General features: G+C 63.4%; 15 protein-coding genes. 7 read left to right on the top strand and 8 right to left on the bottom strand.

Annotated elements, in window-relative coordinates; genetic code table 11:
• Nucleotides 1-25: 25 nt before the first annotated feature.
• Nucleotides 26-898, bottom strand: a complete 873-nt coding sequence (gene catR, locus AC5O5I_RS17935) for an HTH-type transcriptional regulator CatR (RefSeq protein WP_172220232.1) — start codon at nt 896-898, stop codon at nt 26-28.
• 135 nt (nt 899-1,033) lie between these two features.
• Here catR and AC5O5I_RS17930 point away from each other — a divergent pair, with 135 nt between their 5' ends.
• Genes AC5O5I_RS17930 through catA form a run of 3 tightly spaced genes read left to right on the top strand, consistent with a single transcriptional unit; the run spans nt 1,034 to nt 3,446 of the window.
• Nucleotides 1,034-2,155 carry a muconate cycloisomerase family protein gene (locus AC5O5I_RS17930; protein WP_172287996.1) on the top strand — a complete coding sequence of 374 codons (1,122 nt, stop codon included), beginning with the start codon at nt 1,034-1,036 and terminating at the stop codon, nt 2,153-2,155.
• A gap of 21 nt (nt 2,156-2,176) precedes the next feature.
• The gene (gene catC, locus AC5O5I_RS17925; protein ID WP_013973066.1) at nt 2,177-2,467 is read left to right on the top strand and encodes a muconolactone Delta-isomerase; all 291 of its coding nucleotides are present in this window, start codon (nt 2,177-2,179) and stop codon (nt 2,465-2,467) included.
• Nucleotides 2,468-2,510: 43 nt separating this feature from the next.
• Nucleotides 2,511-3,446 carry a catechol 1,2-dioxygenase gene (gene catA, locus AC5O5I_RS17920; protein ID WP_494511251.1) on the top strand — a complete coding sequence of 312 codons (936 nt, stop codon included), beginning with the start codon at nt 2,511-2,513 and terminating at the stop codon, nt 3,444-3,446.
• Between the two features lie 102 nt (nt 3,447-3,548).
• Here the strand turns inward: catA and AC5O5I_RS17915 are convergent, their stop codons facing one another.
• Nucleotides 3,549-4,478: an electron transfer flavoprotein subunit alpha/FixB family protein gene (locus AC5O5I_RS17915; RefSeq protein WP_494511250.1), complete on the bottom strand. Its 930-nt coding sequence runs from the start codon at nt 4,476-4,478 to the stop codon at nt 3,549-3,551.
• A 16-nt stretch (nt 4,479-4,494) separates the two neighbouring features.
• A complete protein-coding gene (locus tag AC5O5I_RS17910) occupies nt 4,495-5,244 on the bottom strand; it encodes an electron transfer flavoprotein subunit beta/FixA family protein (protein ID WP_494511249.1) in 750 nt (249 codons plus the stop codon).
• Between the two features lie 315 nt (nt 5,245-5,559).
• On the opposite strand from AC5O5I_RS17910, the gene AC5O5I_RS17905 reads away from it, so the two are divergent.
• From AC5O5I_RS17905 to AC5O5I_RS17895, 3 genes are all read left to right on the top strand, one after another.
• Complete coding sequence (locus tag AC5O5I_RS17905; RefSeq protein ID WP_172232772.1) at nt 5,560-6,747, top strand: porin; 1,188 nt, start codon at nt 5,560-5,562, stop codon at nt 6,745-6,747.
• Nucleotides 6,748-6,886: 139 nt separating this feature from the next.
• Nucleotides 6,887-8,050: a nitric oxide-sensing protein NosP gene (nosP, locus tag AC5O5I_RS17900; RefSeq protein ID WP_172288192.1), complete on the top strand. Its 1,164-nt coding sequence runs from the start codon at nt 6,887-6,889 to the stop codon at nt 8,048-8,050.
• Nucleotides 8,019-9,914: a hybrid sensor histidine kinase/response regulator gene (locus AC5O5I_RS17895; protein WP_172231498.1), complete on the top strand. Its 1,896-nt coding sequence runs from the start codon at nt 8,019-8,021 to the stop codon at nt 9,912-9,914. Before nosP ends, AC5O5I_RS17895 begins: the two co-directional genes overlap by 32 nt.
• Nucleotides 9,915-9,943: 29 nt before the next feature.
• Here the strand turns inward: AC5O5I_RS17895 and AC5O5I_RS17890 are convergent, their stop codons facing one another.
• Nucleotides 9,944-10,609: a response regulator transcription factor gene (locus tag AC5O5I_RS17890; RefSeq protein WP_172231495.1), complete on the bottom strand. Its 666-nt coding sequence runs from the start codon at nt 10,607-10,609 to the stop codon at nt 9,944-9,946.
• A gap of 57 nt (nt 10,610-10,666) precedes the next feature.
• Nucleotides 10,667-11,227, bottom strand: coding sequence for a PQQ-dependent catabolism-associated CXXCW motif protein (locus tag AC5O5I_RS17885; protein ID WP_172231492.1), 561 nt, complete (start codon nt 11,225-11,227; stop codon nt 10,667-10,669).
• Nucleotides 11,228-11,445: 218 nt separating this feature from the next.
• On the opposite strand from AC5O5I_RS17885, the gene AC5O5I_RS17880 reads away from it, so the two are divergent.
• Nucleotides 11,446-12,696, top strand: a complete 1,251-nt coding sequence (locus tag AC5O5I_RS17880) for an IS256 family transposase (protein WP_494510981.1) — start codon at nt 11,446-11,448, stop codon at nt 12,694-12,696.
• Nucleotides 12,697-12,770: 74 nt separating this feature from the next.
• Here the strand turns inward: AC5O5I_RS17880 and AC5O5I_RS17875 are convergent, their stop codons facing one another.
• The 3 genes from AC5O5I_RS17875 to AC5O5I_RS17865 are packed head-to-tail and all read right to left on the bottom strand — an operon-like array spanning nt 12,771 to nt 15,207.
• On the bottom strand, nt 12,771-13,355 hold the full coding sequence (locus AC5O5I_RS17875) for a LysE family translocator (RefSeq protein WP_172231489.1): 585 nt from the start codon (nt 13,353-13,355) through the stop codon (nt 12,771-12,773).
• Between the two features lie 49 nt (nt 13,356-13,404).
• A complete protein-coding gene (locus tag AC5O5I_RS17870; protein WP_494511248.1) occupies nt 13,405-14,235 on the bottom strand; it encodes an AraC family ligand binding domain-containing protein in 831 nt (276 codons plus the stop codon).
• Between the two features lie 48 nt (nt 14,236-14,283).
• Nucleotides 14,284-15,207, bottom strand: a complete 924-nt coding sequence (locus AC5O5I_RS17865) for a LysR family transcriptional regulator (RefSeq protein WP_172287192.1) — start codon at nt 15,205-15,207, stop codon at nt 14,284-14,286.
• Between the last annotated feature and the right edge of the window lie 96 nt (nt 15,208-15,303).

Below are 15,303 nucleotides of genomic sequence, written 5' to 3'. Positions count from 1 at the left end.
GACCCCTGCCACTGGCGGGGTCTGCTCATCCAGCCTGCTGCGCAATCAATGCCAGGCAGCGCTGAACGATCGGGCTCACATCCCCCTTGCGCCGGCTGAGGATGATCGGGCTGACCGCGCCACTGTCCAGCAAGCCTGCATACTCGATATCGGTGCGATGCTGCTGCTGCACCGACGCCGGCACCAGGGTCACGCCCACCCCGACTGCCACCAGGCCGATAGCGGTCTGCAACTCATTGGCCCACTGGCTGACGCGAATGCTCATGCCATGGTGAGCGAACAGCCCCAGCACATGGTCGGCATAGCTGGGCCGGGGGTTGGCAGGGTAGAGGATGAACGCTTCCCCGGCCAGCTGGGCAAGGCTGAGCGGGTTGCCCGCCAACGGGTGCCCCTTGGGCAGTACCGCAACCAATGGGTCTTCGCACAGCACCTGCTGGTGAATGGCCGGGTCGTCGATGCGAATGCGTCCGAAGGCAATGTCGATGCGCCCGCTTTTCAGCGCTTCCACCTGCTGCAAGGTGGTCATCTCGTTAAGGCCCAGCTCCAGCTCGCTGTCCTGGCGCAGCTCGCGGATCAGCTCTGGCAGCACGGCGTACAGGGTCGAAGGGGCAAAGCCGATGCCCAGCCACTGGCGCTGGCCCTGGCCGATGCGGCGAGTGTTGTCGCTGATGTTCTGCAACTGCTGCAGCACGGTGCAGGTCTGCTCATAGAAAAAGCGGCCAGCCTCGGTCAGCCGCAGCGGGCGCTCGCGCACCACCAGCAGCGTGCCGAGCTGGTCCTCGAGCTGGCTGATCTGCCGGCTCAGCGGCGGCTGGGCAATGTGCAGCAACTCGGCGGCGCGGGTGAAGTTCAGGGTTTCGGCCAGAACCTTGAAGTAACGCAGGTGGCGCAGTTCCATCAGACCTCCAGGGTATGGTGGGAGATTCATTTGATATTGGACTGCTGTCAGGCTCTCGCGCAATCCTTGACCAATCAAGTAAATGCACCATTCGGGCCTGCTGCTGGCAGCCCGACCTGACGGGACCTGGCAACAATGACAAGCGCGCTGATTGAACGTATCGAGGCAATTATCGTCGACCTGCCGACCATTCGCCCACACAAACTGGCGATGCACACCATGCAGCAGCAGACCCTGGTGGTATTGCGCGTACGCTGCAGCGATGGCGTGGAAGGCATTGGCGAGGCCACCACCATCGGCGGCCTGGCCTACGGCTACGAAAGCCCCGAAGGTATCAAGGCCAATATCGACGCACACCTGGCCCCCGCGCTGATCGGCCTGCCGGCAGACAACATCAACGCGGCCATGCTCAAGCTGGACAAGCTGGCCAAGGGCAACACCTTTGCCAAGTCGGGTATCGAAAGCGCCTTGCTCGACGCCCAAGGCAAGCGCCTGGGCCTGCCGGTGAGTGAACTGCTGGGCGGGCGCGTGCGCGACAGCCTGGAAGTGGCCTGGACCCTGGCCAGCGGCGACACCGCCCGCGATATCGCCGAAGCCCAGCACATGCTGGAAATTCGCCGCCACCGCGTATTCAAACTGAAGATCGGCGCCAACCCGGTGGAGCAGGACCTCAAGCACGTGGTGGCGATCAAGCGTGAACTGGGCAACAGCGCCAGTGTGCGCGTCGACGTCAACCAGTACTGGGACGAGTCCCAGGCCCTGCGCGCCTGCCAGGTGCTTGGCGACAATGGCATCGACCTGATCGAACAACCGATTTCACGTATCAACCGCGGCGGCCAGGTGCGCCTGAACCAGCGCAGCCCGGCGCCGATCATGGCGGATGAGTCGATCGAAAGCGTCGAAGACGCCTTCAGCCTGGCCGCTGACGGCGCGGCCAGCATCTTTGCCCTGAAAATCGCCAAGAACGGTGGTCCGCGTGCCGTGCTGCGCACCGCCCAAATCGCCGAGGCGGCCGGTATCGCCTTGTATGGCGGGACCATGCTCGAAGGCTCGATCGGCACCCTGGCTTCGGCCCATGCCTTCCTCACCCTGCGCCAGCTGACCTGGGGCACCGAGCTGTTCGGGCCGCTGCTGCTGACCGAAGAAATCGTCAATGAGCCGCCCCAATACCACGACTTCCAGCTGCACATCCCCCGTACCCCAGGCCTGGGCCTGACCCTGGACGAACAGCGCCTGGCGCGCTTCGCCCGCCGCTGATTCAATAGCAAGGAGACAATCATGCTGTTCCACGTGAAGATGACCGTGAAACTGCCGGTCGACATGGACCCGGCCAAGGCCGCCCGGCTCAAGGCCGACGAAAAGGAACTGGCCCAGCGCCTGCAGCGCGAAGGCACCTGGCGACACCTGTGGCGCATCGCCGGCCACTACGCCAACTACAGCGTGTTCGACGTGCCCAGCGTCGAAGCGCTGCACGATACCCTGATGCAGCTGCCGCTGTTCCCGTACATGGACATCGAGGTCGACGGCCTGTGCCGGCACCCCTCGTCGATCCACAGCGACGACCGCTGAGACGCACCTGTCGACCCGACAAGAACAATATGAGGTAAGCGCGATGACCGTGAAAATTTCCCACACTGCCGACATTCAAGCCTTCTTCAACGAAGTGGCTGGCCTGGACCACACCGAAGGCAGCCCGCGTTTCAAGCAGATCATCCTGCGTGTGCTGCAGGACACCGCGCGCCTGGTCGAAGACCTGGAAATCACCGAGGACGAGTTCTGGCAGGCCGTTGATTACCTCAACCGCCTGGGTGGCCGCAACGAAGCCGGCCTGCTGGCCGCCGGCCTGGGCATCGAGCATTTCCTCGACCTGCTGCAGGACGCCAAGGATGCAGCAGCCGGCCTGAGCGGCGGTACCCCACGCACCATCGAGGGCCCGCTGTACGTTGCCGGGGCGCCGCTGGCGCAAGGCGAGGTACGCATGGACGACGGCACCGACCCGGGCGTGGTGATGTTCCTGCAGGGGCAGGTGTTCGATGCCGATGGCAAGCCACTGGCCGGCGCTACCGTTGACCTGTGGCACGCCAATACCCAGGGCACCTATTCGTACTTTGACTCGACCCAGTCCGAGTACAACTTGCGCCGGCGCATCATCACTGACGCCGAAGGCCGCTACCGTGCGCGCTCGATCGTGCCGTCGGGGTATGGCTGCGACCCGGAGGGTCCAACCCAGGAATGCCTGGACCTGCTCGGCCGCCACGGCCAGCGCCCGGCGCATGTGCATTTCTTCATCTCGGCGCCGGGGCACCGCCACCTGACCACGCAGATCAACTTCGCCGGTGACCAGTACCTGTGGGACGACTTTGCCTACGCCACCCGCGACGGACTGATCGGCGACCTGCGCTTTATCGAGGACGCGGCGGCAGCGCATGACCGCGGCGTGCAAGGCGAGCGTTTTGCCGAGCTGGCGTTCGACTTCCATCTGCAGGCAGCCCAGGCGCCGGACGCCGAAGCGCGCAGCCACCGCCCACGTGCGTTGCAGGATGCCTGAACGCTACGGCAGCGCCTGCGTATGACCTGACTGCGAGTTGGTTTTTGCCTGGGCCTTTCCGTGCGGGGAGGGCCTGGGTTTTTTGTCGTCTTGGCTGTACGTTCAGAGCTGTTGTTGCAACTCCGGCACGGCCTCGAACAGGTCAGCGACCAGACCGTAGTCGGCTACCTGGAAGATCGGCGCTTCTTCGTCCTTGTTGATCGCAACAATCACCTTGGAGTCCTTCATGCCGGCCAGGTGCTGGATCGCGCCGGAGATACCGACGGCGATGTACAGCTGCGGGGCCACGATCTTGCCGGTCTGGCCGACCTGCATATCGTTGGGCACAAAGCCTGCGTCGACCGCAGCGCGCGAGGCACCGACGGCAGCGCCGAGCTTGTCGGCCAGGCTGTACAGGTGCTTGAAGTTGTCACCGTTGCCCATGCCACGGCCGCCGGAAACGACGATCTTGGCAGCGGTCAGCTCTGGGCGGTCGGACTTGGCCAGCTCTTCACCAACAAATACCGAGATGCCAGCGTTGTGCGCGGCACCTACCGCCTCAACGGCAGCGGAACCCCCTTCGGCAGCGACAGCGTCGAAGCCGGTGGTACGCACGGTGATAACCTTGACCGCAGCGCTGGATTGCACGGTGGCAATGGCGTTACCGGCATAGATCGGGCGCTTGAAGGTGTCGGCGGACTCGACCGCGATGATCTCGGAGATCTGATCGACATCCAGCAACGCGGCAACGCGTGGCAGGATGTTCTTGCCGTTGGTGGTGGCCGGGGCCAGCACGTGGCTGTAGGCCTTGGCCAGCTCGACGATCAGCGGCGCAACGTTTTCCGGCAGAGCGTGGGCGTAGGCGGCGTTATCAGCTACCAGCACCTTGGCCACGCCAGCGATCTTGGCAGCGGATTCGGCAACACCACCGACGTTCTGGCCAGCGACCAGCACGTGTACATCACCACCGATCTTGGCGGCAGCAGCTACGGTGTTCAGGGTGGCCGGGGCTACGGCACCATTTTCGTGTTCGGCGACAACCAGGATAGTCATTTCTGGCTCCTCATAATTAAAGCACCTTCGCTTCGTTCTTCAGCTTCTCGATCAGTTCGGCCACCGACTTGACCTTGATACCCGCGCTGCGGGCAGCCGGGGCTTCAACCTTCAGGGTCTTGTTGGTGGAGGCGAGGGAAACGCCCAGATCGTCAGGTTTGACGGTCTCCAGCGGCTTCTTCTTGGCCTTCATGATGTTCGGCAGCGACGCATAGCGTGGCTCGTTCAGGCGCAGGTCGGTGGTGACGATGGCGGGCAGGTTCAAAGCCACGGTCTGCAGGCCGCCGTCGATTTCACGGGTGACGTTCAGCTTGTCGCCCGCCACTTCGACCTTGGAGGCGAAGGTGCCTTGGGCGAAGCCCGTCAGCGCCGCCAGCATCTGGCCGGTCTGGTTGTTGTCGCTGTCGATGGCCTGCTTGCCGAGGATGACCAGCTGCGGCTGCTCCTTGTCGACAACGGCTTTCAGCGCCTTGGCCACGGCCAGGGAGTTCAGTTCGTCAGCGGCTTCGACCAGGATGGCCCGGTCGGCACCCAGGGCCAGGGCAGTACGCAGTTGCTCCTGAACGGCAGCCGGGCCCACCGATACCACCACGATTTCGCTGGCGATGCCTTGCTCCTTGAGGCGCACGGCTTGTTCCACGGCAATCTCGCAGAAGGGGTTCATGGCCATCTTCACGTTGGCCAGGTCGATACCGCTGTGGTCCGCCTTGACGCGCACCTTGACGTTGTAGTCGACGACTCGTTTGACACTTACCAGCACTTTCATAGGCTCTCCCTCGATCTGCGGGAGGCGGACAGCTGCCCACCTTGTAACGACAATAAGCGCGGCGGAGTGATTGCGGATCGTCCATTTCGACTAGCGTTTGCGCGGCGTACGCCTGCCAACGTCTCGAGCCGTGGCCGCCCGTGCGGCTTACAACCGAAGTGCCGGCACCGGGCCCAAGCCGGTGTTGCGCCCAAATCATCGCGCCACCTGCACCGGCCCAAAGCACCGGCAAGCCCGCGCCAAAGCAGCGTACCTGGTTGTCTGCGCGCTTCTGATAATCGCCTCCGACATCCAGTCCCCCGTTTGGAGCGCGCCATGCACAAAAACAATAAGCACCTGCCGCCTCGTTTCCTCGCAGCCGCCATTGCCAGCCTTTCGGCCCTCGGCCTGAGCGGCGTTGCCGAAGCCGAGATCATGCTGTACGACAAGGACCAGACGACGTTCTCCACCGACGGCTATATCAACGCTTTCTACGTGAACAGCAAGGTCGACCGCGAGGGCGAGCAGTTCGATCGCCGCCAGTCGCGGGTGAAGATGGGCTTTTTACCCAACTACCTGGGCTTCAACATGGGCAAGCAGGTGGATGACCTGAAACTTGGCGCGCGTGCCTCGTTCTGGGTGACCATCAACGACAGCGAAACCAACGGTACCGACACCGCCATCGACGTGCGCCAGTTCTACGGCACCGTGGCCAACCCCGAGTGGGGCGAGGTGCTGATCGGCAAGGACTTCGGCCTGTTCGCCCGCTCCAACATCCTGCTCGACGAGCTGCTGGCAGGCTATGGCCAGGTCAGTGACACCCTGGGACTGGTGGACGGCGGCGGTGTGTCTTTCGGCAACATCGGCAGCGGCTACCCGTACCCGTTCCCAACCTCGCAGATCACCTACCGCACGCCGGTGATGGATGGGCTGCGGGTGGCGGTGGGCATCATGGACCCGGTGGACACCAACGACAGCAGCCCGACCGGCAAGGCCTACCAGGAAAACCCGCGTACCGAGAGCGAAATCACCTACCAGTTCGACCTGGGCGGGGCGCAGGTCTACAGCTGGGTCAACGGCAGCTACCAGACCTCCGACAATACCGACCCGACCGTGCAGTCGGTGACCTCGAAAGGGGTCGGTTATGGCGTGCAGGCGAAGATGGGCGGGTTGTCGCTGACCGGTTCGGGATTTCAGGCCAAGGGCATCAACCCGTTCTTCACCAACAATGCCGGTGAACCGGTGTTGCGCAATGTCGACAGTGACGGCTACCTGTTGCAGGGGTCGTACAAGGTTGGCAAGAACCGGGTGGCGCTGTCCTATGGCAAGACCAAGGACGATGGCAACGGCGCGGTGGGCAGTGGTGCCGACTACGAGACCCGCGGGGTGGCGTTGTTCCATGACGTCAACGACAACCTCAAGCTGGTCGCGGAGTACAACCAGTTTTCCATTGACGGGCATGACACCAGCGCGCAGAACGAAGACACCGACACCTTTGCGGTGGGGGCGGTGCTGACCTGGTGAGCCGTGGCGGGGGGCAGGGCCGTGCACAGGTCGGCGAAATCAGGACCATGGAACTGGCCACCCGCTACCCAAGTAGCATTCGCCGCCCATACCCGCCTTCGTACACTGACCTTTCAGCCACCCCGCGCCGGAGACCCCCATGCAGCAGGCTCACAATGACGGCGTGGTCAGTGCCATGTCCCAGGCCAGCGACGCGCGGCTGGCAGCCCAGGAGCTGGCGCGGCAGCTGCTGCACCCGCACCTGGGCTTCGTGCTGTTTTTCTGCTCTGCCGAATATGACTTGCGCGAGCTTGCCGAGGCCCTGGAGCAGGGGTTCGGCGGCATCCGCCTGGTCGGTTGCACCAGCGCCGGCGAGATCACCCCGCTGGGCTATGGGCGTAATTGCGTGACGGCGGTGGGCTTCGATCATCGGCACTTTTCCATCGCCACCGGGCTGATCGATGAAATGGAGCGCTTCAGCCTGATCGACGCGCAGCAGATGGTCGAACGCCTGGTTGGCACCTGCCGCAGCAATACCCTGGCACCGATCAAGGGCCACACCTTTGCCCTGACCCTGCTCGACGGCTTGTCCAGCCGCGAGGAAATGGTGCTTGCCGCGCTCAGCGCGGCACTGGGGGACATCCCGCATTTCGGCGGCTCGGCCGGCGACGACAACTACCTCACCCGCACCCACGTGTATTTCGGCGGCGCGTTTCACCACGGCGCGGCAGTGGTGGTGCTGGTCAATACCTGGCTCGACTTCGAAGTGTTCACCACGCACCACATCCTGCCGCGTCACGAAAAGCTGGTGGTCACCGGCGCCGACAGTGCCCAGCGCCGGGTTTTCGAACTGAATGCCGAGCCCGCTGCCGAGGAATACGCCCGCCACATCGGTGTGCCGGTGCATGCGCTTGATTACCGGGTGTTCGCCGCCCACCCGCTGGCCGTGCGCATACACGACCAGTACTACGTGCGGGCAATCCAGCAGGTGCACCCGGACCTCAGCCTGAGTTTCTATTGCGCGGTGGAAAACGGCATCGTGCTCACGGCCATGACCCCAGGGCCGCTGCTGCCGAACCTGCAACAGTTGTTCGATGGCCTGCGCCAGCGCCTGGGCCAGCTGCTGCTGACCATTGGCTGCGACTGCTTCCTGCGGCGCCTGGAACTGGAGGGCCGCAATGGCCTGGAGCCAGTTGGTGCGTGCTTGCGCGAGCAGCGGGTGATCGGCTTCAACACCTACGGAGAACAGTTCAATGGCATGCACATCAACCAGACCTTCACCGGGGTCGCCATTGCCCGCCCCCGGCCTGCCGTCGGTCGCTGAACTGCAGGCCGAGGTCACCGGCCTGCAGCGCCAGAACCACAAGCTGCAGCGCATCAATGGCGCGCTGATCGAACGCATCGAGTCCGGCGTCACCCGCGGCAACGACCCCTATGCAGCGTTCCAGCATTCCGTGGTGCTGGCGGAACAGGTGCGCGAACGCACAGATGCCCTGAGCCAGGCCATGGCTGAGCTCAAGGCCCTCAACCGGCTGCTCAGTGAGGCCCGGCAGCGGGACGAAACTGCCCACCAGCACCAGATCCGACTGATCACCGACAATGTCCCGGCGCTGATCGCCTACCTGAACGCCGACCTGGTCTATGAATTCACCAACAAGGTGTATGAAGAATGGTACTGCTGGCCGCGCGGCGTGATGCTTGGCCAGAGCCTGCGCCAGGCCCACAGCGAGCAGCATTACCGGCGCCTGGAAGGCTACGTGGCGCAAGCGCTGGCGGGGGAGAGCGTAACCTTCGAATTTGCCGAAACCAACAGCAACGGCCAGGAGCGCTACATGCTGCGTTCCTACGTTCCCAACCGGCTGGCCAGTGGCGAGGTGGTGGGTATCTTCGTGCTGATCCGCGACATCACCGAGCGCCGTAACACTGCGCAGGCGCTGCACCAGGCTTATCAGCACCTGGAACTGCGGGTGCGCGAACGTACCGCCGAACTCACCACCCTCAACGACCAGCTACTGCGCGAAATCGAAGAACGCAGCCGGGTCGAGTCGCGCCTGCGAGAGGCCAAGCGCGAGGCCGAACAGGCCAACCTGTCGAAAACCAAGTTTCTCGCTGCGGTGAGCCATGACCTGCTGCAACCGTTGAACGCGGCGCGGCTGTTTACCAGCGCCTTGCTCGAGCGCGGGGAACCACACAACAGCGCCCACCTCGTACGCAACGTCAGCAACTCGCTGGAGGACGTGGAGAACCTGCTTGGCACCCTGGTAGATATTTCCAAGCTCGATGCCGGGGTGATCAAGGCCGATGTCGCCCCGTTCGCCCTCAGCGAGCTGATCGACAACCTCGCCGCCGAATATGCCCAGGTGGCGCGCAGCGAAGGGCTTGAACTGCACTTCGTGGGCTGTTCTGCCGTGGTGCGCAGTGATATCCAGCTGCTCGCGCGCATTCTGCGCAACCTGCTCAGCAATGCCATCCGCTACACCCGCAGCGGGCGCGTGGTGCTGGGTTGCCGACGCCTGCGCGGCGGTCTGCGGATCGAAGTGTGGGACAGCGGTATCGGCATCGCCGAAGAGCATCTGGAAGAGATGTTCCAGGAGTTCAGGCGCGGTGATGTACAGCGCCCGGACCAGGACCGTGGCCTGGGTCTGGGCCTGGCGATCGTGGAAAAGATCGCCGGCATTCTCGGCCATCGCATTCGGGTGCGCTCGTGGCTCGGCAAGGGCTCGGTGTTCGCCGTCGAAGTGCCGCTGAGCGCAGTCGCACCCAGCCCCCAGCCAAGCCAGGCGACCTGCGCACGCACACTCGAACGCCTGCGTGGTGCGCGGGTGTGGGTGCTGGATAACGATGCGGCAATCTGCGCCGGCATGCGCACATTGCTTGAGGGTTGGGGGTGCCAGGTAGTCACCGCGCTGTCGGAAGAAGACCTGGCGCGCCAGGTGGACAACTACCACGCCAGGGCAGACCTTCTGATCGCCGACTACCACCTGGACAATGACTGCAATGGTATCGACGCCGTGGCCCGGATCAATGCTCGCCGCGCCCAGCCCCTACCGGCGTTGATGATCACCGCCAACTACAGCAACGAACTCAAGCAGCAGATCCGCGAGCTGGGCCACACCCTCATGCACAAACCGGTGCGGCCGATGAAGCTCAAGACCGCGATGAGTCACCTTCTGGCCATGCCAATGTAGGCGCTGCCTTGCCGGTACGCCGGTCCAGCTCAGCGCCGCAGGTAGTCAGCGAAATCGATATCGCCAGCACTGAGGATGGCCTGCACGCGGTTGTGCACGTTCAGCTTGCGCAAGATCGCCGAAACGTGTGCCTTGACTGTGGTTTCGGCGATATCCAGGGTGTAGGCGATCTGCTTGTTCGACTCGCCCTTGGTCATGCGCTCGAGCACCAGCAGTTGTTTGCGGGTCAGCGCCTGGAGCATCTCGGGCGGGAAGCTCGGGGTGTCGTTGAGGCGCCGGCTGGTGCTGCTTTTCTGGGCGCGGATGATGTCGGGCGGCAGGTACACGTTACCGTTGAGGATCTGCTCGATCGCTTCGATCATCTGTGAGCGCGGCGAGGATTTGGTGATGAACCCCACGGCGCCGTAGGTAATGGCCTGCAGCACGACCTGCTTTTCCTGCTCGGCCGAGACGATCACCACGGGCGTGGTCGGCGCCTCGTTGCGCAGGGTGATCAGGCCATTGAGCCCGTGCATGCCGGGCATGTTCAGGTCGAGCAGGATCAGGTCGAGGTCCTCATGCGCCTGGGTCAATGCCAAGGCGCTGTCCAGGTCGGCCGTTTCCATGACCTCGCTGCCTTGGAAGCCATCGCTGATGACATTGTGGATGGCTTCGCGAAACAGTGGGTGATCGTCGGCAATCAGAATTTTGTACATGGCCTTTTCACCTCGTTTTTATTGGATAGGGCGGGCACGTGTTCGCAGGCAGTGTATTCAGGGGAAAGGCACCGGTTGGGCCGGCTGCAGCGGCAGGTTGGCCTGCTGCCAGGCGTCCAGGCCGTCGCGGTACCAGTACAGGTTGTGATAGCCGAGGGCTTTTGCGCGTTTTACCGCGTTCCAGCTCAACCAGCAATCGGCGCGGCAGTAAAACACCAGCGCTTGCCCCGGCTGCCCGGCGCTGGCTGCCTGCAGGTTACGCACGAAGTAGGCCTGCCAGGCCGGGCTCAATTCGCCGTCGCCGGTATTGGCCAGCCACAGGCTCCCGGGGAGGTTGCTGTGGGGTTCGTCCTCGATGAAGCGGCCTTGCAGCCATTGCCTGCGGTAGACGTCGATCAGCACCGGCCGGGGTTGCTGGCTCAGCAGCGTTTGCAGGGCAGCGGTATCGATGACCTGGCCGCCGTCGACTTGCTGTGGGGTCGGGCTGCGATAGAGGGTGGTGCGATAGCCTTCGGGGGAGAACATCGGCGCCGTGTCGGCCTGGGCCACGCTCAGTGACAGGCTGAGTGAAAGGGCCACCAGCAGAGGGCATGGGAGCCGGGGCAGGGCACGTGGCATGGGTTTTTTCCTTTTTGTTATGGAGCCATTACATGCCAGTGGCGGTGCTTTGTGAATGCGACGATAGACAGCAAAGGTAGTACTAAAGTAGTACGCGGATGGGGGCCGGTCTCCCCGCCTGCTGGCGGGGGCTGGCTTGGTCTTTTGGGGAGGGGGCTCACCTCTGGAGGGTGTCAGAAATTTTGTGTTCGGGCATAACATGAGTAAGAGGTGCATGTATGCCAACCAAAAAAAAACCGCTCCGAGAGTTACCAAAGGTTCCGCAAGAGCTGCTGGAACAGTTTTCCGCTGTTCCGCTGATGACCGCAGAAGCCATCGAAGAGGCCTCTGCGGCATTCAAGAAGGCGCTGATAGAGCGAGCCTTGAATGCCGAACTGGGTCATCACCTGGGCTATCCACCGGGCGCGCAGCGCCCGGAGGATGAAACAAACCAGCGAAATGGGAAGAGCGGCAAAACGGTACTCACTGGTGATGGCCCGCTAAGGCTGGATATCCCTCGTGACCGGGATGGCAGCTTTTCGCCCATTTTGATCCCCAAACATGAGCGCCGTTACACCGGTTTTGACGACAAGATCATCGCCATGTATGCCCGCGGTATGACGGTCAGAGAAATCCGTGCCTTTCTCTCCGAGCAGTATGGAACAGAGGTCTCGCCCGACTTCATCAGTTCCGTGACCGACGAGGTCATGGAGGAGATTGGCGCGTGGCAACAGCGGCCTCTGGAACCGATGTATCCGGTCATTTTCTTTGATGCTCTGCGGGTCAAAATTCGCGAAGAAGGCTTGGTTCGCAATAAAGCGATCTACTTGGCACTGGGCGTTTTGCCAGATGGAACGCGCGATATTCTTGGCATCTGGATTGAGAACACCGAAGGTGCGAAGTTCTGGATGAAGGTGTTCAATGACCTCAGGACGCGCGGCGTCGAGGATGTGCTGATTGCCGTAACCGACGGCCTCAAAGGCATGCCGGAAGCGCTCAGTGCAGTATTTCCGGAGACGACACTGCAGACCTGCATCGTCCACCTGATCCGCAACAGCCTCGCTTATGCGGCCTGGGACAAGCGTCGAGCCTTGGCCAAGGCTCTCAAACCGATCTATCAGGCCATCAACGCCCAGGCGGCTGAACAGGCACTGGATGAGTTTGAAAGCGGGCCTTGGGGCACGCAATATCCAACAGTGGTGACTGCCTGGCGACGGGCGTGGGATCGAGTGATTCCGTTCTTTGCTTTCCCACCGGCCATCCGGAAGGTGATCTACACCACCAACGCCATCGAGAGTATCAACGCTCAGCTACGCAAGATCATCAAAACCCGCGGTCACTTCCCGAACGACGACGCGGCGACCAAACTGATCTGGCTGGGGCTGCGCAACATCACAGCGAACTGGGGGTCAGCGGCGCATGACTGGAAAAGTGCGATGAATCAATTTGCGATTCTGTACGGAGATCGGTTCATCAGGCCAACCTGGTGAAATCAAGGCCTGCCGGGCGGCAGGCCGTTACCGGCCCGCACACAAAAAACCTGACACTCCCCACCTCTGCGGCTTCAGCTCAGCATGGCCACCCAGGCCGACACCAGCAACACTCCCGCCAATACCTGATTGAACACCCGCAACCGCTGCACCCCCTGCAACCACCGCGCGCTGCCTACCCCCAATGCCGCCCACGCCGCCATGCACGGCAGGGCAATCAGCAGAAACACCAACGCCAGCTGCCACACCGGCAGCGACGGTGCTGCAAATACGCCGACCACCGCCACGGCCATCAGCCACACCTTGGGGTTCACCACCTGCAACGCCGCCGCGCTCACGGCGCTGAAGCCGTGCGCCGTGGCGGCCTCAAGCGGTGCTGCCGCGCTGCGCAGCATCTTCCACGCCAGCCAGCTCAGCCACAGCACCCCGGCCCAGCTCATCATCTGTTGCGCCAACGGGTAACGCAGCAGCACCTCACCCAGCCCCAGACCGACCAGCAGCACGATCGCCGCAGCTGCCCCGCAGGCCGCAGCGATGGGCGCCAGGCTCGCGCGCAGGCCCAGGCGGGCACCGTGGGCGAGGATCAGCAGGTTGGTCGGCCCCGGGCTGATGCTGGACACCAGGGCGAAAAGGATGAAGGGCAACAGCGAGTGCGACATGATCAAGGGCTCCGGAAATCGAAGCACCATGCTCGCTGCCCACAGCCCGTCAGTCTGGAAGGTTTGAGCAGCGCCTGCGGTAGTCGGCCGGGGTCAGCTGGTAGGCGCGGCGGAACCAGCGCCCCAAGTGGCTCTGGTCGGCAAAGCCCAGGGCCACGGCCACTTCGGCCGGGGTCTGGCCCTGGGCCAGCAGGCGCCGTGCCCGGGCCAGGCGCAGCTGGATCAGGTAGGCATGCGGCGCCAGGCCGAATGCGGCCTTGAACGCGCGGGTGAGGCGGAAGCGGTCGATGCCGCAAGCCTGGGCCAAATCCTCCAGGCCAATGTCGCGTTCAAGGTTGGCATGCAGGTAATCACGTGCGCGTTGCGCGCTCAGCGGCAGACGCGGGTCTGGGTTGATACGCCGGCGCCAGTGCAGGTGACGGGTCAGGCAGGCCAACAGGTCGTCCATGGCTGTTTGCCTGACCATGCGCAAGTCCTGCTCATGCACGGCCCGGAAGGCGAGGGCGGTGGCACGCGCCAGGCGTTGGTCATGGCACAGGGTATCGGCAAAGCTGGGCAGGCTGCTGCCTGGTGCGTGCTCGAACAGCGCCCGTAGCTGCTGGTCGAGCCAGGCAGGCTCAAGGTACAGCGTCGAATAGGTAAAGCCTTCGTCGGTCGGCGCCAGTCCATCGTGAATGTCGCCGGGTTCGAGCAGGAAGACCTGGCCTGGCGTGCTGCGGTGGCGTACCCGGCGACAGTTGAACTGCTGCACGCCCTGTTCGGTCACGCCGACCAGGAAGCTGTCGTGCCAGTGCGGGTCATAGGCATGCCCGACGAAATGCGCCCGCACCGACTCGATGCCAGTGTCGGCGTCTTGCTTGAAGTCGATCCAGTTGCTCATGCGGGTGTGCCATTGGGGTAAATGGCTACCTTAGCGTAATGGTCCGGCTCAGTCTGGAACGATTGTGCAGCCGTTGCTCAGCGCCCGGCTGCGCAAGGCTTCGAAGCGCTCGCGCAGCCACAGGTGCAACTGCGCCACGGCAGGCGTCAGCTGTTTGCGATGCGGGCACACCAGGGTGACCGGCGTGGGCTCGCCGAGCAACTCGGGCAGGACGATTTGCAGCTCGCCGGCCGCGATGTTGGCGCTGACATCCAGCCACGACTTGTAGACGATGCCTTCGCCCTGAATGGCCAGGCGCCGGATGACATCGGCATCGTCGCTGACCAGCGGCCCGCGCACCTGCACGGTGCGGTTGCCGACTCGCCACTTGTCATACACCCGGTTGTGCTGCAGGTACAGCAGGCAGTCGTGTTGCTGCAATGCGTCGGGGGTGAGCGGGTGGCCGCGGCGTGCCAGGTAGTCCGGCGAGGCCACCAGTACCCGGCGGTTCCAGTCGGCCAAGGGCAGGGCGATGTAGTTGGCATCCTGGTTGAGGCCATAACGGATGGCCACGTCCACCGGGTCGCGGTTCAGGTCGGCGATCTGGTCGGACAAAAAAAACCGCAGTTGCAGGGCCGGGTGCTCGCGGCGAAAGGCGCTCAGCCATGGCAGCAGCATGTTGCGACCCATGTCGGAAGGTGCCGAAACCTGCAGCGTGCCGCGCAGTGTGCCCGGGTTGCCATGCAGGTCTTCATGGCCCTGGCGCAGGCTCTCCAGCACATTCAGGGCGGTGGGCAGGTAGCGCTCGCCTTCGGCGGTCAGGCGCAGGCTGCGGGTAGTGCGGGCGAACAGGCGTACGTCCAGGTCGCGCTCCAGGCGCTTGATCGCGGCGGCCACCTGGCCCGGTAGCAACCCAGCCTCATGAGCGGCGGCGGTGAAACTGCCCAGCACGCTGCTGCGGGCGAACAGTTCGAGGTCAGCGATGCGCAGCATTTTCACTCCGGCGATGAAAGTGTTGCTGCATTGTGCCGCTTTTTCTTTTCCGCAGGAAAGATAAGATGCGCGGCACATCTATTGTTCATTCCCGGA

The sequence above is a fragment of the Pseudomonas sp. 9_2_1 genome, assembly GCF_059295275.1.
Note: the sequence above shows the minus strand (reverse complement) of the source record. Positions and strands in the feature narration are given on the sequence as shown.

Excerpts from the sequence above, each read along its gene's own strand:
- nosP (WP_172288192.1), top strand. The coding sequence starts at position 6,887 with ATGCAGCAGGCTCACAATGACGGCGTGGTCAGTGCCATGTCCCAGGCC.
- AC5O5I_RS17890 (WP_172231495.1), bottom strand. The coding sequence starts at position 10,609 with ATGTACAAAATTCTGATTGCCGACGATCACCCACTGTTTCGCGAAGCC.
- AC5O5I_RS17865 (WP_172287192.1), bottom strand. The coding sequence starts at position 15,207 with ATGCTGCGCATCGCTGACCTCGAACTGTTCGCCCGCAGCAGCGTGCTG.
- AC5O5I_RS17930 (WP_172287996.1), top strand. The coding sequence starts at position 1,034 with ATGACAAGCGCGCTGATTGAACGTATCGAGGCAATTATCGTCGACCTG.
- AC5O5I_RS17880 (WP_494510981.1), top strand. The coding sequence starts at position 11,446 with ATGCCAACCAAAAAAAAACCGCTCCGAGAGTTACCAAAGGTTCCGCAA.
- AC5O5I_RS17910 (WP_494511249.1), bottom strand. The coding sequence starts at position 5,244 with ATGAAAGTGCTGGTAAGTGTCAAACGAGTCGTCGACTACAACGTCAAG.
- AC5O5I_RS17905 (WP_172232772.1), top strand. The coding sequence starts at position 5,560 with ATGCACAAAAACAATAAGCACCTGCCGCCTCGTTTCCTCGCAGCCGCC.
- catA (WP_494511251.1), top strand. The coding sequence starts at position 2,511 with ATGACCGTGAAAATTTCCCACACTGCCGACATTCAAGCCTTCTTCAAC.
- AC5O5I_RS17870 (WP_494511248.1), bottom strand. The coding sequence starts at position 14,235 with ATGAGCAACTGGATCGACTTCAAGCAAGACGCCGACACTGGCATCGAG.
- AC5O5I_RS17915 (WP_494511250.1), bottom strand. The coding sequence starts at position 4,478 with ATGACTATCCTGGTTGTCGCCGAACACGAAAATGGTGCCGTAGCCCCG.
- AC5O5I_RS17885 (WP_172231492.1), bottom strand. The coding sequence starts at position 11,227 with ATGCCACGTGCCCTGCCCCGGCTCCCATGCCCTCTGCTGGTGGCCCTT.
- AC5O5I_RS17875 (WP_172231489.1), bottom strand. The coding sequence starts at position 13,355 with ATGTCGCACTCGCTGTTGCCCTTCATCCTTTTCGCCCTGGTGTCCAGC.
- catC (WP_013973066.1), top strand. The coding sequence starts at position 2,177 with ATGCTGTTCCACGTGAAGATGACCGTGAAACTGCCGGTCGACATGGAC.
- catR (WP_172220232.1), bottom strand. The coding sequence starts at position 898 with ATGGAACTGCGCCACCTGCGTTACTTCAAGGTTCTGGCCGAAACCCTG.